The organism is Methanosarcina sp. 2.H.A.1B.4 (assembly GCF_000979385.1).
Lineage (GTDB): Archaea > Halobacteriota > Methanosarcinia > Methanosarcinales > Methanosarcinaceae > Methanosarcina.
On the sequence record NZ_JJOV01000063.1, the window covers coordinates 20,583 to 38,320 of the forward strand.

Consider the following 17,738-nt stretch of genomic DNA (forward strand, 5'->3'; position numbering starts at 1 on the left):
AGGCTTTTGAATACTTTTCAATTGATATTTTCACTGTAACCCATAAAAATTACCTAAACAGGTGTAGAACAAAAATGGAATGGATCTTTCTTTTCATCGCTGGTCTTTTTGAGGCAGCCTGGGCAATCGGGCTGAAATATACGGAAGGTTTTACAAGGCTTTATCCCAGCATATTTACAGTCGTTTGCATGGTCCTGAGCTTTTATTTCCTTTCCCAGGCTCTGAAGATTTTACCAATAGGAACTGGCTATGCAGTCTGGACCGGAATTGGGATTCTCGGCACCACTGTCCTGGGCATCTTGCTCTTTAATGATTCCATGGATTTCGGCAGGCTTGTCTGCATCATTCTGATTTTCTCAGGGGTGATGGGGCTCAAGCTGATTTCTCCATGAAACCATGTAAAGTTCTCTAATCCCTTCTCAGCATCCTTTTTTCTTCTCCTTCTTCTCCTTCTTCTCCTTCTTCTCCTTCTTCTCCTTCTTCTCCTTCTTCTCCTTCTTCTCCTTCTTCTCCTTCTTCTCCTTCTTCTCCTTCTTCTCCTTCTTCTCCTTTTTTCTTCGGGATTTTTGCAATTTCCTTATAAGATCGCTTTTTCCTGCAGTACGGATAGCCAATAATTAATAGCTGGCAGGACAATGTTAAATAAGGGGATTAAGCCCGTGGGTTTGAATTGTACCTTCTGGTTAGCTTAAGCGGTACCCGCGGGAAGTTTAAGGGAGATCTTTTAGGGGGAAGTTTTTCTGGCTCTAATTGAAGGCACAACTTTCAGTCTCTGGGATTTGATGTTTATTTTGTTCGTAGTTTTCTTTCTTTACACCGTAATTTACCCGCAGTCGCAGCTCAAAAGAATCCAGATGCAGCGTCTGGCAAAACTGAAAGCCATGGAAAGGCGCCACGGCTGTAAAGTACTGACAATGATTCACAGACGGGAAGCAATTTCTTTTTTAGGGCTGCCTGCTTACCAGTTCATCGATGAGGAGGATGCTGAACAGGTCCTGCGCTGGATAAGGAAATACAGGGATTATCCCCTTGAGCTGATCCTGCACACCTCCGGCGGGCAGCTCCATGCCAGCATCCAGATCGCCCGTGCCCTGAAGAATCACCCCAAAAAAACCCGTGTGCTCATCCCCCACTACTCAATGTCAGGAGGCACAATTGTTGCCCTTGCAGCAGATGAAATCGTCATGGACAAAGATGCAGTTATAGGGCCTATCGACCCCCAGGTAGGGGATCTCATGCGAGGGCTCTTCCCTGCACCTTCCTGGATCTATGCCGCAGAAATTAAAAAAGAGGATGCGGAAGATGTCACTCTTGTCATGAGCGATATCTCCAGAAAAGCCCTCAAGCTTACCCGGAGTGTCGCAAAAGAGCTCCTGGAAGGCAAAATTGCACCTGGCCCCGGCGGAGAAGACAGGCTCGATGATGTGGTTGAAAAGCTGGTCAGCGGAGAAATGATCCACAGTACCCCCCTTTCAGCCGCAGAAGCTAAAGAAATAGGGCTTTCCGTAAACACGGATTTTCCGGAAGAAGTACACGAGTTCATGAAACTCTTCCGGCCTGTGAAAAGGAATGTGGCGTATGTGGAATAAAATCCCTGTACTCTGGAATATTCAGGATTTGATTTCATATTAACTGTCTAAATCTGGATATATCTTACCAGGATACATCTTTTCAGGCCGCCTCAAAACAACTTTAATTTCCTGGAGATGGGCAGTATTGACTTTAAACTCGATGAACAATATTCTGTAATTCACATCCTGATTAACTTAATTATAAAATATTTTGCATTGGTTGTAAAATATGGTATGTCCAATGTAAAATATTTTAAATTTAATATAAATATTTGTAGAGTTTTAAAACAACCGGGTTTCCATATTTTATTAACATTTTTTTAAAATAGTGAATCATTTAACTGATGCATATTTTTTACCACAGTATAAATGTTAAAAAAATACTACTATTTAAAGTTATCTCTGATTTTCTCTATAAACAATGGCTTTTGATGGCTATTTTATACAGAATAAGTATTTATATCAGTATATCAGTTATACTATTGGTAAAATATAATACCACTGAACTAAAATTGAGCAATGGTTATCGGGGGATAATATGACTTTTGGAATCGAAAAAAATATCAATTTATAGTACAGCTTTTGCAGCAAGTACTGGATAATGTGGGAAGGGTAAGAGTATACAGGACACGTAATTCCTACCTGTTTGTGGTTGGAAGAAATCTTTGCATTTCCGAATGAATCCACGAAAAACAAGGTTTGAATTAAGACCTAAGTAACTAAAAGATACTGGCGGATTACAAAATTATTGGTGGATTACAAAAATAGTGCCGGGATTACAAAAATAGTGTCGGATTACAAAATTATTGGCGGATTACAAAAATAGTGTAGGGATTACAAAAATAGTGTAGGGATTACAAAATTATTGGCGGATTACAAAATTATTGGCGGATTACAAAAATAGTGTAGGGATTACAAAAATAGTGTAGGGATTACAAAAATAGTGGTGGATTAAGACAACGTTGAAATCAGTATAAAAAACTAAATTATTGGGGAGTGGTGTTAGATGACTCTTTTTAACCTGACTGAAGCTGAAAAAACAATATTAATGGATGAAACCGTCGTTGACTTAAAACATTCTTTAGAAGTTGTCATTAAAAATTTACTTGCAGAATACGAGACAGATCTTGAATCTAACCTTAATATTTCGAAAGTTGAGGTAAATTTCATTGTAAAAATGGATGGAATTGAAGTATGAAGTTTATTTAATTAGAGGTTATTTAATTAGAGGTTATTTAATTCTTAACATGGAAGGTTCACAGCCTTCCTAATTTTATTGCTAATCCCCTATTTTCGGGGTATAATCTTCGCTTTAAGCAATGAAATTAGAAAAAGTCTTGTTATAAAAAAGTCTTGTTATAAAAACCTCGTATTTTTTTCACTTTGCCTATAAAATAGCCAAAAAACAGCTATTTGCTGGGTACGATGGGTGTTTTTTGGGTATCGTATGGATTTTTAGGGGTCACCATTATTTTTTAGGTTTACGTATATTTTTAAGGTGAAATCAGAAACCCTCGGCAGGAAACCCGTTAAATCTCCATATTTAGCGGGTAGTTGTCTTTATAGGCAAAGCTCTTTTTCAGAAAACCTATATAAGTTATTAAATGCATATTATTGTATGCTATTGTGTATTACACACAATAGCAAAAACATTGGTAAGATTGGGTGTAAGCGTAAAATTGTAAAAATAACGAAGCAAACCCAGATAACCACACCAGGAGGTGGAATACCAATGAAAACTATGAAAGAGTTTGTTGGGGACTCGATAATAGCAGCAATTACATTTTATTGTCTGCTGTTGATAATGTTTCCTCTGGGTTGGGTCGTTCTGCTCGGGATCACGATCACAGATCTGAGTATATACAAAAGATATTACAAAAGATATATAGAATCGAGAAATCTTGGGGCAGATTCTAAGTATTTGTAACAAAATAATTTAGGCAAAGATGAATTTATTTAAAGCTAAATCAGTCATTTTGATAGTGAAAGTTATTTAATCATTCCTAAATGTTGCCTATGTTATTTTGCCGCATATTTTAAGTATGAAATCCGATCAATGGAAACAAGAAACCAATAGCTTTCCATACATTTTCCACCAGCACGCTTTGCCTGAAAAATTGACCAAAAACGGCTAGTTGTTGGGTTCGAGGAGTTTTTTTGGTGTAAAAACATTTTTTAGGCAAAGCGTATTTTTTTAACTTTTGCGTTCTCTTCACTGAGCCCGGTCCAGCTAACCTTATACCCCAGGTTTTCGAGTAAAGGGTAATAGAGGCTGCTGTCGAGCCCGAAGCCCTCAAACACCTTCACTGCGCCGGCATATGTTTCTGCAGCCCCTGGTTTTTCAAGCTCCATGTCTATTTTCTTAAGTAACTGCCTGTGGAGCAAATAATTCTCAAGAAGCACATAGTTCCTGTACTTTTCGGATTCTTCGGATTCCTTGAATTTTCCGACTTCTTCGGATTCCCCTAATTTTGTAAGCCTGCCTTTGATCTCTTTTTTTAAAGCATCAAGCAGGACTCCCTTCTCGGCTGCGATTTCATCAAGGCTGATCAGTTCCCCGGAAAGATGAATCTTCGTTTCCTGCAGTTCCGACAGGTCTTCTTCAAGCCTTCTTCTCTCATATTTTCTAAGCACCTGCGTGATTTCATTTGCCGGAATCTTCCTGTCAAAGAAAATCACGTCCTGTGCAGGGAAGTCTTTTTCCGAGCACTTTAGTTTCCGGTTAATCAGGAGAATAACGGGTTCCTTTACTTCCTTTAGTTTTTCGGTCTTCTTTTTAAGGTATTCCGGCGTCCAGAAACCAACAACCTCGACATACACTTTCATCCCGTCCCTCTGAAGGGAAAAGTCCGGAATAAATGCGTACCTGCCTGCTTTCAGGATCGTTGGTTCTCTTTTTGCTTTCCAACCTCCTAAACTTAAGCTGGCAAACTGCTGTTCATAAGTGCTGTCATAAGTTTCACTTTCAATATCTGTTTCTGCTTCCTGAATTCCAGCTCCCTGAGTTCCAGCTTCTTCTCCCCCAAACCCATTCTCAGTCTCGATTCCTGTCCTGTATCCTTCCTGTCCTTCTGCAAGCTGAAAGTCGGGAAAAACCCTTTCCGGCACTCTTTCAGGATATCTGGCTGCTTCCGGTATGGGTCTGAAAGCCTCTTCCGAGCCGTCAAGGACTAAATCAAGGATGCGTTTCCCCTGGTAACCTTTATGGAGAATTCCTGCCTTCAGGCTCCAGCCCTTTGATTTCAGGAGGGTAGGGAAGAGTTTTGCAAACGAATTTCCATATCGCTCCGACATCCTGAAAAGAGATGCTGGCCCGTCAAGGTGAAGGTGAACGCTTTTCAACCTTTCAGTTTCTTCGTTTTCGCCTGCTTTCTCCTCAGTATCTTCCAGGGAATACATAAGCCCGGATCTGAGAATCTTCCAGAGAACGTTCTGGAAATCTCCTGTTATCCATATGTTCAGGTCAATAGCGCGGAAAAGGATGGTCTGGGTCAGGGAGATGTTATATTGCCTGAGGAGTTCTGCAGGGGAAAGGGGTTTGAATTCTTTGAGGATCTGGTTTCCCTCAAGGTCTGCCCAGAGAGATTTTTCAAGTTCAGGAATTGATATCGATAGTTTTTTTGCGGCTTTTTGAAGCGCCTCTTTTCTTTCGGCAGGAGAAAGAGCCATCCCGGTACAGGCGTCAAAAACCGCTTCTCTGGCCATAGAAGGGTCAACAGCTGAAGAGGTTTCAACCACAGCCCGCCTTCCAAGGAGCTGGGAAAGCCCCCGGATGAAGCGGTAATTCATCTCTTCATAACCTTCAAGTTCTGTCAGGAGGTCGCCGTAGGGTTTTCCTGCATGCTGCTCGAAAGTCTCTATAAGGAGCCCTGCAAGCTCAAGGTTTTCTGAATTAAAAGCTGCATATGCCGGCTTGATCTTTCCTCCGGAAATGCGGGTTACAAGGAGGTCAGAAGTTAGCATAAGAATCACCTTTCTGGCTTTCAGGGTTTTCAGCTCTTTCAGAGCTTTCTTCAGGTCTTTCTTCAGGTCTTTCAGAGCTTTCTTTTCTTACCCTCTGAGCTTCTTTTCCGCCCTGTTCTCCGGGGCTTTCTAATGGACCTTTTCCGGAAGATAAAGCTCCTTTTCTTCTTTGTGCGGTTCCGGTCTCCGAGGTTTCCGAGGCTATGATTTCATAGAGTACGGCTTCTTTCCCCTCTTTTTTTCGGAGGATCCTTCCAAGGCGCTGCACATATGCCCTCTTGCTGCCTGTCCCGCTTGCTATGATCCCTATGTTTGCTTCAGGCACATCAATACCTTCATCCAGTACCTTTGAGGTAACAACAGCCCTATAGCTGCCTGCCCTGAACTTTTCGAGAATGGAATTCCTTTCTTTTGAAGGAGTCCGATATGTGATCGCTGGGATAAAGAATGTATTGGAAATCCGGTGCACAAGCCGGTTATGTTCTGTAAAGATAAACACCCTGTCCTCTATGTGCTGCTCCAGGATCTCCCTCAGTTTCTCAATTTTTGAATCGCTGTTGAAGGCAAGATCTCTTGCTGCATTTCTTGCAAGGAGGGCTTTTCTGGCTTCAGGGTCTCTTCCGCTTTTCATGACCAGTTTCTGGAAATCCTGCGGGCCTCTCATTACTATCCCGGTTTTTTTGAGGTAGTTAAGGAATATAGAATATTTCTGGTCGTATTCTTTCTGCTCCCCGGCAGTAAGCGTCACAGAAGCCCGTTTTATCGTATAAGGGGCAAGGTGTCCGCCTGCAAGTTCCGAGACTTTTTTCTCGTAGACTTTTCCCCCTACAAGCCGGTTGAGTTCCTTATGCAGCTCATCTTCCCTTTCGTATGTGGCAGTCAGTCCGAGCCTGCATGGGGCTGCGGAAAATTCGGCAATGCTCCTGTATCCTGCTGCAGGCAGGTGGTGCACTTCGTCAAAAATCAGGAGACCGAACCTGTTACCCAGGGTTTCGGCATGAATATAGGCAGAGTCATATGTGGAAACGGTTATGGGAAGGATTTTCTTCTCGCCGCCCCCAAGCTTTCCGATTTCCATGGAAAAAGCTTCTTCAAGCTGCTTTTTCCACTGTTCGAGCAGGTCAAGGGTCGGGACAATCACGAGGGCAGGGGTATTGCACCCTGCAATTGCCCGGATGCCGGTAAGGGTCTTTCCGCTCCCTGTCGGCAGGACCAGAACTCCCCATTTTTCATTTTCACTCCAGGAAACAAGGGCTTCTGCCTGGTAATCCCTTAAATTCAGCTTCTTTCCCGAAGCTTCATAAGCTTCTGCAAGGTCAGGACAGGGGAGGAGATCAAGGACAGCATCTTCAAAATCGATCCCGGAATTTTTCAGGTAACTTATGATATCTCTGTAATACATGGCAAGGGCCCTGAAGCTCCCGCTCCTTTCGTCCCAGGCCGAATTGGGGACCCGGACGTTGCCCTGTATGAGGAGAGTTCCCTGCTTGAAGCTTATTTTGATCATTGTTTACTAAGATTCTGGACATGATATATAATAATTCAGTTATCAGCAGGCCCAGGCAGGAATTTATTACATAAGCTAATTTTTTATATGTTTGAGTCCCAGAATTGGTATCTTTTTACACGCTTCGTTACACGTTCTATTGCGCAGAGTTTTACAGCTTATGCAAAAAAGAAAACTGAGAAATAGCTTCAAGTTAATTTCAGTTCTAAAAAGGAAATAAAAAGAAGGGAATTCTGCACGAGCTCTAATTCCAGACCTGTTGGGGATGAAAAGTCCGGGGAAGCTTTTTCGCCCGAACCCGTACCCCTCGAAGACCTTTTCCACAAATACGGAATTGAACGCAGCCATGCCGATAATGTGGCCCGGAATGCACTCGAACTTTATGAGATCCTCGCTCCTGTCCACGGGCTGGGCTCTGAGTTCCAAAAACTCGTGGAAATGGCTGCCCTTGTGCATGATGCCGGGGTAGCTACGGACTTTGAGAACCATCACAGGGCAGGGAGAGATATCCTGCTCCGCCACCCGCCTGCCGAATTGCCTGGACGGCTGTGGCCGGTTGTTGCCTGGACGGCTTTCCTGCACAAAAAAAAGGTAGGAAAGAAGAAAATCGAGGACCTTAAAGGAAAAGATTTCGGGAAAATGCCCGAAGACCTGCAGGATGTCACCCTGAAAGTGGCTGCCCTTATCCGGCTTGCCGATGCCCTTGACTACAGCCGGATGGGAAGCAGGCTAGGAAAGGTCACTTTTAAAGGCCGGGGAGTCAGGTTCGAAATAATAGGGCAGGGGGCTGCAGTTGATGCGGAAAGGATGTACAAAAAGGGGGACCTCTGGCATTTGCTCTACGATACGGAACTTGAGTTTAAGCCTCAATCACATCAATCGTGAGGAGTTCCGTAAATGTCTCCTGAAAAGGACTTTTATTCATGCAAACAGATAGAAACATATGCAGATTGAAATACTCGGGTGTGAGTCCTTCGGGGCAAGGTCTCTTGCCTGCGCTGTAAAAACCGGGGATAAAAAAATTCTGATCGATCCGGGAGTTGCCCTTGCCCGCCTGCGTTACGGTTTGCCTCCCCACCCTGTAGAGGTTGCAGCTGCCCTCGGGATCAGGAAAAAGATCCTTTATGCCCTTGAAGGTGCAACGGATATAGTAATCAGCCACTACCATGGGGACCACATGCCCATGAAAGCCGAAGACCCTTATCAATTGCCAGTAGAAGCCCTCCCTCCTCTGGAAGAAGTCAGGTTCTGGTGCAAAGGTCCACAAAATATTTCAGGGCTGTCTGCACGCAGGAGAAAAGAGCTCTCTCATTTTCTGGGCTCTTCCCTTCCCGCTTCTGAAGGCATTAGTTCCGACGGCATAAGTTTTTCTTCTCCTGTTCCGCATGGGACAAGAGATAAGGGGTTTGGCACGGTAATGATGACCCGGATCTGTGAAGGAGCCGAGGTGTTTGTCCACAGTTCGGATATCCAGCTCCTGGACAGGGAAGCTGTGCTTGAGATACTTGCCTGGAAACCGACAGTAGTTTTCTCTTCCGGACCCCCGCTCTATCTTTCCCACCATGTTCCTGAAGCTTCAAAAGAAGCGTTTGAAAATGCTCTTCTTCTTGCCAGAAATGTTGACACTTTGATCCTGGACCACCATCTTCTGAGGTCTTTTGAAGGCTACAGGTGGTTAAAAAAACTGGCAGGAAAGGTTGAAAATAAGGTCCTGTGTGCTGCAGAGTTCATGGGAAAAAAGCCGAAACTGCTTGAGGCGAGGAGAAAAATCCTCTATAATAAACAGCCTGTACCCGGGGGATGGCATGAAGCATATTCAAATGGTGAGGCAGGGCTTGATGAATATCTCTAATATACCTGAGGACCTCTAATATACCAGGACTCATGCAGTTGAACTGAAAAACAAAAGCGGAAAACACTTAACGGTATAAATCACAATAATGTTGATAAGGCCGTATGCACTTGATTTCATTTATCAAGTGCGTAAGTCCTATATACGTTGTGAAGAGCACACCTGATGAGGAGCTTTTTAGCTTTTTTTGATTCCTTTTCAGGGTGTACTGCTGGCATAGCTGTCGATATCCCGGATTTGTTCCGCTCTTTGTTCGTAGTAGTCATAGAGTTCTTTGCCCCAGGCAAGAGCTCCGGGCTCAAAGCTTATCATGTATTTTCGGTCAAAAACAGTATCTTTCGGGAAAAGAGCTATTCCCATGAAGTTGTCTGCCGCTACAATATTAGGAGTCATTTCACAGTCTTTGCAGACCAGGAGTTTAGTATTCTCCATTTTAAGAAACTGTCTGGTTTGTTCCCTGTAATCATCCTCGCCCCACCTTCTAAGGATTGATTCTGGAAGAATCAGTGACACCGATGTACCCTTTTCTGCAAGCCCGAGACAAAAGGACGGATAGAGAGGGTGGAAATAAGAACTGAGCGTCTCGAACGTCTTTGCCTTTTCAGCATTCTCGACATACTCGGGAATCATTTCGAACATATGTTCTCTCTGGGGTTCAATTGTAATACAGTGCCCGAGTTCCCCTATGCGGCTCAGGAGAAAATGCGGAATTTTACTCATATCCCTGTCAGCCCAATAATCTGCATTATCTTCCAGTACAGAAAGAGTATCCAGCAGGGGTTTCATCTTTTCGGTTATGATTTTTCCTATCTCGCTAAGCCTGTAAAGCTCTCTGTCCTGAACTACAAGGTGTTTTTCCTTGAGCATTTTAATCTGGGGCTGGAGTGAAGTTGCACCTGCTTTAAGGATTTTTTTTATTGTGTTGATGTCCTTTGGCCCTTCAAGCAGAAGGAGAAGCACGTTTTTTCTTTTATCGGAGAGGAAAATCAGGTCTAGTAGAGAGTTTTCCATATTATGCACCTTGATCTGATTGCCTGTATCTGATCGCCTGTATTTGATTGCCTGTATTTGATCGCCTGTCGTTTCTGGCCTGTAATTATTGAAAATATATATTATATTGAAGAATCTCCGCGATATAAAAGTATATTCATATATTTATAAAAAATTGAAGACTAATTATTGACATATTTGTTACTCTTTTATAAATATACATTTCCGTACAATTCATTCCGGGAAGATAGGAAACTGTTTATTTCAATTGGAGAAATTTTTTAGAATTCTTTTCATTTCCATCCTGTCATTTCTATCCCGGATTTTCAAGGTTTATGTCGCTACATGAAAGGCTCCTGGTTAACAAGGTGCAAATACAAAGTCATACTAAAATATTTTTGTTAACGTACGCCTTAATAAATAATGACATAATCTCTATTATAAATCATATAAATATATTTATAAACTCATGTGTGATTGAACTGACAGATAGGCAGTTCCACATTAAATACAGGAAGAGTGCAAGGACCCATGAGACCCACGCAGATTGATTGTGCACGTGAAGGAAAACTTACCCTCGAAATGCAGCAGACTATGGAGAGAGAAAATATTGATGAGGATACCCTGCTCTCCCGTGTAGCTGAAGGAAGCCTCGTTATAATGACAAGGGAGGGCTGCCCTTCTATAGCCATAGGCAGGGGTGCCAGCACCAAGGTAAATGTCAACCTGGGCACTTCGGCTGTCAGGATAGATCCGGATGCAGAGCTCGAAAAGGTGAGGATCGCAGAAAAATATGGGGCTGACACCATTACCGACCTTTCCATGGGTGGAGACATCCGTGCTATACGTGCAAGCGTGTTTGAGAACAGCAGGCTTCCCATCACTACAGTCCCCATCTATCAGACGGTTGTGGAGTGTGGAATGAAGGACCTTACAGAGGGCGACATCCTCTCATACCTCAAAGCCCATGTGGACGAAGGTGTGAGCTCTGTGGTGCTGCACTGCGTGGAAAAGGCAACCCTTGAGAAGCTAAAGGGCGTAGGGAGGGTAATGGGCATGGTCTCCAAGGGAGGTTCCCTTACCAGTGTCTATATGCTTACAAATGGCTGCGAAAACCCCTTCATAGAACACTTTGACGAGGTAATCGAGACCCTCAGGAAAAAAGATGTCGTCCTTTCCCTGGGAAACACAATGCGAAGCGGCTGCATCCATGACTATAGGGATGGAGCCCAGCTGATGGAGATCGAAACCAATGTCCGCCTTGCGAAAAGAGCAAACGAGGAAGGTGTGCAGGTAATAATAGAGGGCATGGGCGGACATATCCAGGCAGCTGAGATCCCGGAACACGTGAATTTATACAAATCAAGGTCAGCTTTTCCCCTTTTCGTTGCAGGTCCCCTGCCCACGGACATAGCCCTTGGCTATGACCATATCGCAGGTGCGGTAGGGGCAAGCATGGCAAGTGGGGCAGGGGCGGACTACCTGTGTTACATAACCCCTGCAGAACATCTCTCCCTCCCGAACCCGGAGCAGGTAAGGGAAGGACTTATCGCTTTCAGGATAGCTGCCCACATAGGGGATTCCATGAAATACGGGGTAAGCGAAAGGGACCTGCTGCTTGCACAGAAGCGTGCCCATTTTGACTGGGGAGGACAGATCAAACTCGCCCTTGACCCCGACAGGCCGGGGGACATGTGCCCCATGACAGGCCCGTGTTCCATGTGCGGCGAATACTGCGCCATAAAGATCATGGGAGATTACCTCGCAGGGGATGAATAACTGGGGCAGGTCATATTGTCAAAGACCAAACAAAATTCTTTTCCGGAATACACAGGAAAAGCCGCCCAATATGGCCCTAATATCTTAGGGCGGCAAAACTGTTCTTTCAGGGCCAATTATTTAAAAGGAGACAGGACTGTTCCCCGATCCAGAACCTTTCCCCATTATTCTGCCGGGAACTTTTGAAAACTGCAGCAGTACGTGGGCCCTGATCTTCTCCATAATCCGGGCCTTCTGCAATTTCCTGGAAAAAATAAGTTATTAATTTCTTTTTCTCTCAGGCTTTTTTGATCTTTCCGGTTATGTCTTCGATTATCCCCTGAAAATGGGTCACTTCCCCTTCCTGGTTGCGCTGGATAAAGGTTTTTTCTTCTACCCAGCGTACCTCTCCGGTCTGTGTCAGGATGCGGTACTGCCGGTTAAACTCTTTTCCGCCTTCGTCGCAGTTTTCCTCAAGTTCGAGTTCTACAAGGAGCAAATCTTCGGGGTGGACGATTTTACCGTAGAGGACTCTTCCTGATATGAAATCTTCAGGAGCGTACCCAAACTGCCGGACGTTTTCGGACACGTAAAGGGTGGGCCAGTACTTTTCTGCCTTCCAGAGAAATACGACCATTGAGCTGTTGTTGATTACGGTTTCCAGCGCCTTCTGCCTTTCAAGCAGAGATTTTTGTTTTTCCATCAGGGCCTTCTGGCTCTCAAGGGCGTCTCTTAACGCTTTTTCGGTTTGTATTTCGGAGGTGACGTCCCTGACTATTCCCTGGAAATGGGTCACGTTTCCTTTTTCGTCGCGCTGTATAAAGGTCTTTTCTTCAACCCAGCGGATCTCTCCCCCACCCGTCAGGATCCTGTAGCGCTGGACGAAGTGTTCTTTTCCCAGCGCGCAGCACTTTGTAAGTTCATTTCTTACCCGGTCAATATCCTCGGAATGAACTATGTTTGCATACATTATCCTGCCCGTAAGGAATTCCTCTGCACTGTACCCCAGCTGGGTCACGTTTTCCGAGACATATTTCGCAGGCCAGTCTTTTTCCGGGGTCCAGAGAAAAGCCATTATAGGGCTGTTGTCGATCACGGTTTCCAGAATTCGCTGCCTTTCGAGTGCTTCATCATGAATCAGTTCGTTGCTTTCAGTTACCCGATTGAATCCCATATTATCCCTTATCCTCCAAAGCCTTTTTAAATCCAGGGCCCACCTGGCCACAGGTAAAAATGTATTTATGAAACCCTCAACCAATATACAATATATTTTGACATCTTATAAATTAATGTCCTTTTTTACATAGGGGGAATATTCTGGACTTTGAGGTTCCAACAGAAGACAAAGAAAATGCCGACGCGGCAGATGCAGAAGAAGCAGAAAAGTTCTCACGGGAGATGCCCGATATCACCCTGAAAGCCAGGGAAATATACGGAAGGTATTTCGGGATCTGCAGTTCATACCACCACCTGAAAGCCTGCGTCTGCAAAACCTGCCCATCTTATCCGGGGGGCACAGGGATGTTCTGTGCCAGAGGCAAGAGCGAGGTAGAGGGGAAAAAAGAGGGCTGTTTCTGTGAAACATGTGAGCTTTTTAAAAAGTTCCGGCTTGAGGGCGATTATTTCTGCCAGCCGAAAGAAAAAGTGGAAATTTTTGAAAAAAAACAGCCCCCTCTGAATATCTGTACGAATTTCAAAACGAGTGCCGGTATAATCAGAGTCTGCGTACTGGATGACCGGAATATGCATTCTAAGTAACGAGTCAACTACCCGCTAAATCTAAAGATTTAACGAGTTTCTTGCTGAGGTTTTAGGAATAAGGCCCGGATTCTTAAGGAATTGATTCCTGAGAACTCGAATTCACTTTTTAATTTCTGAACTCAATCCTGGTTTTGTCCCTGTTTTTATTAGATTGAATATTTCAATACAATTAAAAATCCTCATTACTTGAGCATGAACCAGAGAGCCTGTCCTTTACCTCCTGTCCTTCACAACGCTTCCCGGAAGTTCCAATTCCATACCATTGAGAAAAAACACCAGAGGCTGGGCTATATAATTCTACATATATAATATGTACAATCAGGAATCAAACTTTAGTAGCGATACTTCGGATTCTGAAGCGGGTTTCTGACTTAATGGAGGTTTAAAAATGGCAACTAAAGAAGAACTTATTCAGGAGCTTTCGGATGCGGTAATCTCCTGTAAAAAGGATGCAGTACTTGCTGCTGTTGAAAAAGCAAAGCAGGTTATGGAACCCGCAGAAATCATTGATAAAGGGCTTTCAGCAGGCATGAACCAGGTAGGAATTCTTTTTGAGAGAGGGAAACTTTTCTTACCCCATGTAATGATAGCTGCTGATGCAATGACAGCAGGTGTCAAATTCCTTGAAGCTGATCTCCCTGCAGGGAGCGAGAGCAAAAAGCTCGGAGTAATTGTAAATGGGACCGTCGAAGGCGATGTGCATGATATTGGCAAGTCGATAGTCTCAACCATGCTTCAGTCCGCTGGTTTTGAAGTCCACGACATAGGCAGGGATGTTCCTATAAAGAACTTTGTCGAGAAGGCAAAAGAAGTCAATGCAAATATGATAGGGCTTTCTGCCCTGATGACCACCACACTTCCCGGACAGAGGAGTGTTATTGAACTCCTGAAAGAAGAGGGTCTGCGCAGCCGTATTAAGGTAATGGTAGGAGGGGCACCTGCAACCCAGGCCTGGGCAGACAAAATCGGAGCAGACTGCTACGCTGAAAACGCAAGCGAAGCCGTCGCAAAGGCAAAAGAACTGCTGCTCTGAACTCCGGTTCTCATTCTGAGTTTAGTCATCTAAGTTCAGTCAATATCAGTTATCAATGGAGGGAATAAAAATGGCAACTGAATATGCTTTGAGGATGGGAGACGGGAAACGTGTCTTCCTCACAAAAGAAAAGATCATGGAGGAGATTGAGGCAGGTATGGCGAATGCCTCTGACCTTGGAGAAATCCCTGATCTCAGTGCTGATGAAATTGACAAGCTTGCAGAAATCCTTATGATGCCCGGAAAAGCCGTCAGTGTCGAGCAGGGTATGGAAGTGCCTGTAACCCACGATATAGGCACAATCAGGCTTGACGGGGACCAGGGCAACAGCGGAGTTGGAATTCCTTCCAGCCGGCTTGTCGGCTGCATGATGCACGAAAGAGCCTTTGGCGCCGACACCATGGAACTCGGGCACATCGACTACAGTTTCAAGCCCGTAAAACCCGTTGTTTCAAACGAGTGCCAGGCAATGGAAGTCTGCCAGCAGAATATGATTATCCCACTTTTCTACGGCGCAATGCCGAACATGGGGCTTTATTATACTCCGGATGGGCCTTTTGAAAACCCCGGAGACCTCATGAAAGCTTTCAAAATCCAGGAAGCCTGGGAGTCAATGGAACATGCAGCAGAGCACCTTTCCAGGGATACAGTCTGGATCATGCAGAAGCTCTTTGCCTCGGGAGCAGACGGGGTCAACTTCGACACCACAGCTGCAGCCGGAGATGCGGACTTTTACGGTACCCTGCACGCAATTGAAGCTCTCAGGAAGGAATTCCCTGATATGTATATAGAAGCCGGAATGGCAGGGGAAATGGTACTCGGTATGCACGGAAACCTGCAGTATGACGGTACAACCCTTGCAGGGCTCTGGCCGCACCAGCAGGTTCCACTTGTTGCAAAGGCAGGTGCAAACGTTTTCGGGCCTGTTGTCAACACAAATACCAGCAAGACCTCACCATGGAACCTGGCACGTGCTGTCACTTTTATTAAGGAAGCCGTAAAGGTTTCTCCCCTGCCCTGTCATGTTGACATGGGTATGGGTGTCGGCGGAATTCCGATGCTTGAGACTCCTCCGGTAGATGCCGTTACAAGGGCAAGCAAGGCAATGGTCGAAATTGCCGGCGTAGACGGCATATAGATCGGGGTCGGCGACCCGTTGGGTATGCCGATTTCCCACATAATGGCTTCAGGTATGACCGGAATAAGAGCAGCCGGAGACCTCGTTGCAAGGATGGAGTTCTCAAAGAACATGCGGGTCGGAGAGGCAAAAGAGTACGTGGCAAAGAAGCTTAACGTTGACACAATGGACCTCTCGGACGAACATGTAATGAGAGAACTGCGTGAAGAACTCGATATTGGTGTGATCACCTCCGTGCCAGGAGCTGCAAAGGGAATTGCTGCAAAAATGAATATCGAGAAGCTGCTTGACGTCAAGATAAACTCCTGTGAACTCTTCAGAAGACAGATCAGATAAACATACCGAATAGTAACCGAATTTGCACAAAAAATTGCCATAAACATAAATAGTGGGTTTATAGCGGGTTTATAGCAGGTTTCAGGGACCATATTCCTCTGGAATAATTCAGGAAACATGGCGAAACTTTTTACGGGTTGCTGCCACAGGCGGAAAAACGCAGGTGCACCCACCCGGCCTGGTTCCTGAATATCTTCCCGCTTCTTCTGCTTGCAGGTTCTGCAGGCTTATTTATGCTGCAAGAGCTGTGCGAATCTTCAGGTTATGCCAATAAATAATTAATGGAGTGTGTGTTGAAAAATGAGTGACGAAAAAAGTGAATCAGGTGGGCTTCAGCGGACAATTGACTGGAAGCAAGGGCTTGCAATCGCCCTTGGTGTTCCTGTGCTGATCCTTCCATCTATCGGCTACTTTGCAAGCTATGTCTGGGCTTTTGCAATCGTCATCTGGGTCCTTTCCGTTTTCCAGGGGTTTATGCAGAACTTTGCCTACGGAGAACTTGCAACAATGTTCCCTAAAGCTTCAGGGCTTCCGGGATACGCCCAGAGTGTGTTTGGTACGAATAAGGGAAACAAGAAGTACGACCAGGGAAAACTTCTGGGAGGGTTCAGTGCCTGGAGCTACTGGTTTGCCTGGAACCCCGTGCTTGCTATCTTTGCAATCCTTATTGGAAGCTACCTTAAAGGCCTGGTCCCTGCCTTTGCCGGCGTTCCTGACCTTGCTCTCTATCTTGCCTCCGGGGCAGTTGTGTATGTATTCCTTATGTTAGTCAATTATCGCGGGCTTGCCGGCGGAGCAACCCTCGGGTACATCCTTGCCGTGCTTTCTCTTGCCCCGCTTATCATCATTTCCCTTGCACCTTTCGTAACCGGGCAGTTTGAAATGAGCAACATCACCGGTGCCTGGCTTCCCACAGATTGGAGCTGGGATATACAGCACATCCTGATCCTGCTAGGGCTTTTTGCAATGGCTCAATGGAGTGCATGTGCCTGGGAAACTGCAGCAATCTACGGGCCCGAATACAAAAACCCGAAATCCGACGTTCCTAAAGCCCTCTTTATCTGCGGCGCAATCTGCCTGGTGACCTTTATCCTTGTTCAGGCAGCCTGTACAGGAACCCTTGGAATAGAAGGAATCCTGGAAGAACCTTTCTCGCCAATGCTCCCGATGGCTCAGATGACTCTTGGACCCGTAGGTGGGTCTCTTACCATTCTCATGCTGATAGCGGCAATGGTAATGATCATCCAGACCGCCTTCCTTGGAGCTTCAAGGGCGATGTATTCCATGGCTGATGAAGGAAATCTTCCAAAGTTTTTCGGAAAGATGAATGTTCATGGAACCCCTGTTAATGCGATGATCGTCATAGCTCTCTTCAACATGGGGTTCATTTGCCTTGGAACTCCCGCAGCCATCCTGGCGGCATCTGCAATCGGATACGTCTGTGCTAACGGAATCAGTCTCTTTGCGTACGTGAAAGCAAAACTCGACCCCCGGTTCTCAAAGCTTGAGAGACCTTTCAAAGCTCCAGGGGGCTGGAAGTACGTTGCTATGATTTTCGGGCTCTTTAACCTGCCTCTCTGTCTGATAGGGGTGATTTATCTCAATAGCCTTGAGGTGGGCTGGACTTCCACCATAGTCGGTTTCGTGGTTCTTACCCTCTATATCCCACTCTGGTTCTATTCCCAGAACGAGAACCCGGTAAGGGTGGAAAAAGAAACCCCTGTCTCGGGTGAAGCCACGACATAAGTTTTAAATGGGGATGCAGAAACATATCCTGCATTCCTTCTTTTTTTCAATCAAAATTAATATTCAACATCTAAAGACTTCAA

Annotated in this window: 15 protein-coding genes and 1 pseudogene; 11 read left to right on the forward strand and 5 right to left on the reverse strand. The window is 45.1% G+C overall.

Annotated elements, in window-relative coordinates; translation table 11 throughout:
- The first annotated feature begins 74 nt into the window (after positions 1-74).
- Positions 75-392 (forward strand): quaternary ammonium compound efflux SMR transporter SugE, encoded by a 318-nt coding sequence (sugE, locus tag EO92_RS09970; protein WP_048135080.1) that lies wholly within the window; start codon positions 75-77, stop codon positions 390-392.
- A gap of 27 nt (positions 393-419) precedes the next feature.
- Here the strand turns inward: sugE and EO92_RS18295 are convergent, their stop codons facing one another.
- A complete protein-coding gene (locus tag EO92_RS18295) occupies positions 420-614 on the reverse strand; it encodes a hypothetical protein (RefSeq protein WP_156165783.1) in 195 nt (64 codons plus the stop codon).
- Between the two features lie 168 nt (positions 615-782).
- Here EO92_RS18295 and EO92_RS09980 point away from each other — a divergent pair, with 168 nt between their 5' ends.
- From EO92_RS09980 to EO92_RS17755, 3 genes are all read left to right on the forward strand, one after another.
- Positions 783-1,589 carry a hypothetical protein gene (locus EO92_RS09980; protein ID WP_082108027.1) on the forward strand — a complete coding sequence of 269 codons (807 nt, stop codon included), beginning with the start codon at positions 783-785 and terminating at the stop codon, positions 1,587-1,589.
- A 988-nt stretch (positions 1,590-2,577) separates the two neighbouring features.
- On the forward strand, positions 2,578-2,769 hold the full coding sequence (locus EO92_RS09990) for a hypothetical protein (RefSeq protein ID WP_048162576.1): 192 nt from the start codon (positions 2,578-2,580) through the stop codon (positions 2,767-2,769).
- 534 nt (positions 2,770-3,303) lie between these two features.
- Entirely contained in the window at positions 3,304-3,498 is a 195-nt protein-coding gene (locus EO92_RS17755; RefSeq protein ID WP_156165784.1) for a hypothetical protein, read from the forward strand.
- A 248-nt stretch (positions 3,499-3,746) separates the two neighbouring features.
- Here EO92_RS17755 and EO92_RS10000 read toward each other — a convergent pair whose 3' ends face one another.
- Positions 3,747-5,534: a DUF790 family protein gene (locus EO92_RS10000; protein WP_048171299.1), complete on the reverse strand. Its 1,788-nt coding sequence runs from the start codon at positions 5,532-5,534 to the stop codon at positions 3,747-3,749.
- The gene (locus tag EO92_RS10005; RefSeq protein WP_048171301.1) at positions 5,521-7,041 is read right to left on the reverse strand and encodes a DEAD/DEAH box helicase; all 1,521 of its coding nucleotides are present in this window, start codon (positions 7,039-7,041) and stop codon (positions 5,521-5,523) included. The genes EO92_RS10000 and EO92_RS10005 overlap by 14 nt, the downstream gene beginning before the upstream one ends.
- A 216-nt stretch (positions 7,042-7,257) precedes the next feature.
- On the opposite strand from EO92_RS10005, the gene EO92_RS10010 reads away from it, so the two are divergent.
- Positions 7,258-7,926 (forward strand): HD domain-containing protein, encoded by a 669-nt coding sequence (locus EO92_RS10010; RefSeq protein WP_048171303.1) that lies wholly within the window; start codon positions 7,258-7,260, stop codon positions 7,924-7,926.
- Positions 7,927-7,984: 58 nt separating this feature from the next.
- Positions 7,985-8,893 (forward strand): MBL fold metallo-hydrolase, encoded by a 909-nt coding sequence (locus tag EO92_RS10015; protein ID WP_048171305.1) that lies wholly within the window; start codon positions 7,985-7,987, stop codon positions 8,891-8,893.
- Positions 8,894-9,091: 198 nt separating this feature from the next.
- Here the strand turns inward: EO92_RS10015 and EO92_RS10020 are convergent, their stop codons facing one another.
- On the reverse strand, positions 9,092-9,904 hold the full coding sequence (locus EO92_RS10020; protein ID WP_048171308.1) for a winged helix-turn-helix domain-containing protein: 813 nt from the start codon (positions 9,902-9,904) through the stop codon (positions 9,092-9,094).
- 510 nt (positions 9,905-10,414) lie between these two features.
- Here EO92_RS10020 and thiC point away from each other — a divergent pair.
- Positions 10,415-11,662: a phosphomethylpyrimidine synthase ThiC gene (gene thiC / locus EO92_RS10025; RefSeq protein ID WP_048171310.1), complete on the forward strand. Its 1,248-nt coding sequence runs from the start codon at positions 10,415-10,417 to the stop codon at positions 11,660-11,662.
- Between the two features lie 277 nt (positions 11,663-11,939).
- Here the strand turns inward: thiC and EO92_RS10030 are convergent, their stop codons facing one another.
- A complete protein-coding gene (locus tag EO92_RS10030; RefSeq protein ID WP_048171345.1) occupies positions 11,940-12,815 on the reverse strand; it encodes a PAS domain-containing protein in 876 nt (291 codons plus the stop codon).
- A gap of 224 nt (positions 12,816-13,039) precedes the next feature.
- Here EO92_RS10030 and EO92_RS10035 point away from each other — a divergent pair, with 224 nt between their 5' ends.
- From EO92_RS10035 to EO92_RS10050, 4 genes and pseudogenes are all read left to right on the forward strand, one after another.
- Positions 13,040-13,399, forward strand: a complete 360-nt coding sequence (locus EO92_RS10035; protein WP_082108030.1) for a DUF2769 domain-containing protein — start codon at positions 13,040-13,042, stop codon at positions 13,397-13,399.
- A gap of 391 nt (positions 13,400-13,790) precedes the next feature.
- Positions 13,791-14,435, forward strand: coding sequence for a dimethylamine corrinoid protein MtbC (gene mtbC / locus EO92_RS10040; protein WP_048171312.1), 645 nt, complete (start codon positions 13,791-13,793; stop codon positions 14,433-14,435).
- A 70-nt stretch (positions 14,436-14,505) separates the two neighbouring features.
- A pseudogene (gene mtbB, locus EO92_RS10045) lies at positions 14,506-15,909 on the forward strand ([dimethylamine--corrinoid protein] Co-methyltransferase).
- 300 nt (positions 15,910-16,209) lie between these two features.
- Positions 16,210-17,655, forward strand: coding sequence for an APC family permease (locus tag EO92_RS10050; RefSeq protein WP_048171313.1), 1,446 nt, complete (start codon positions 16,210-16,212; stop codon positions 17,653-17,655).
- The last annotated feature ends 83 nt before the right edge of the window (positions 17,656-17,738 follow it).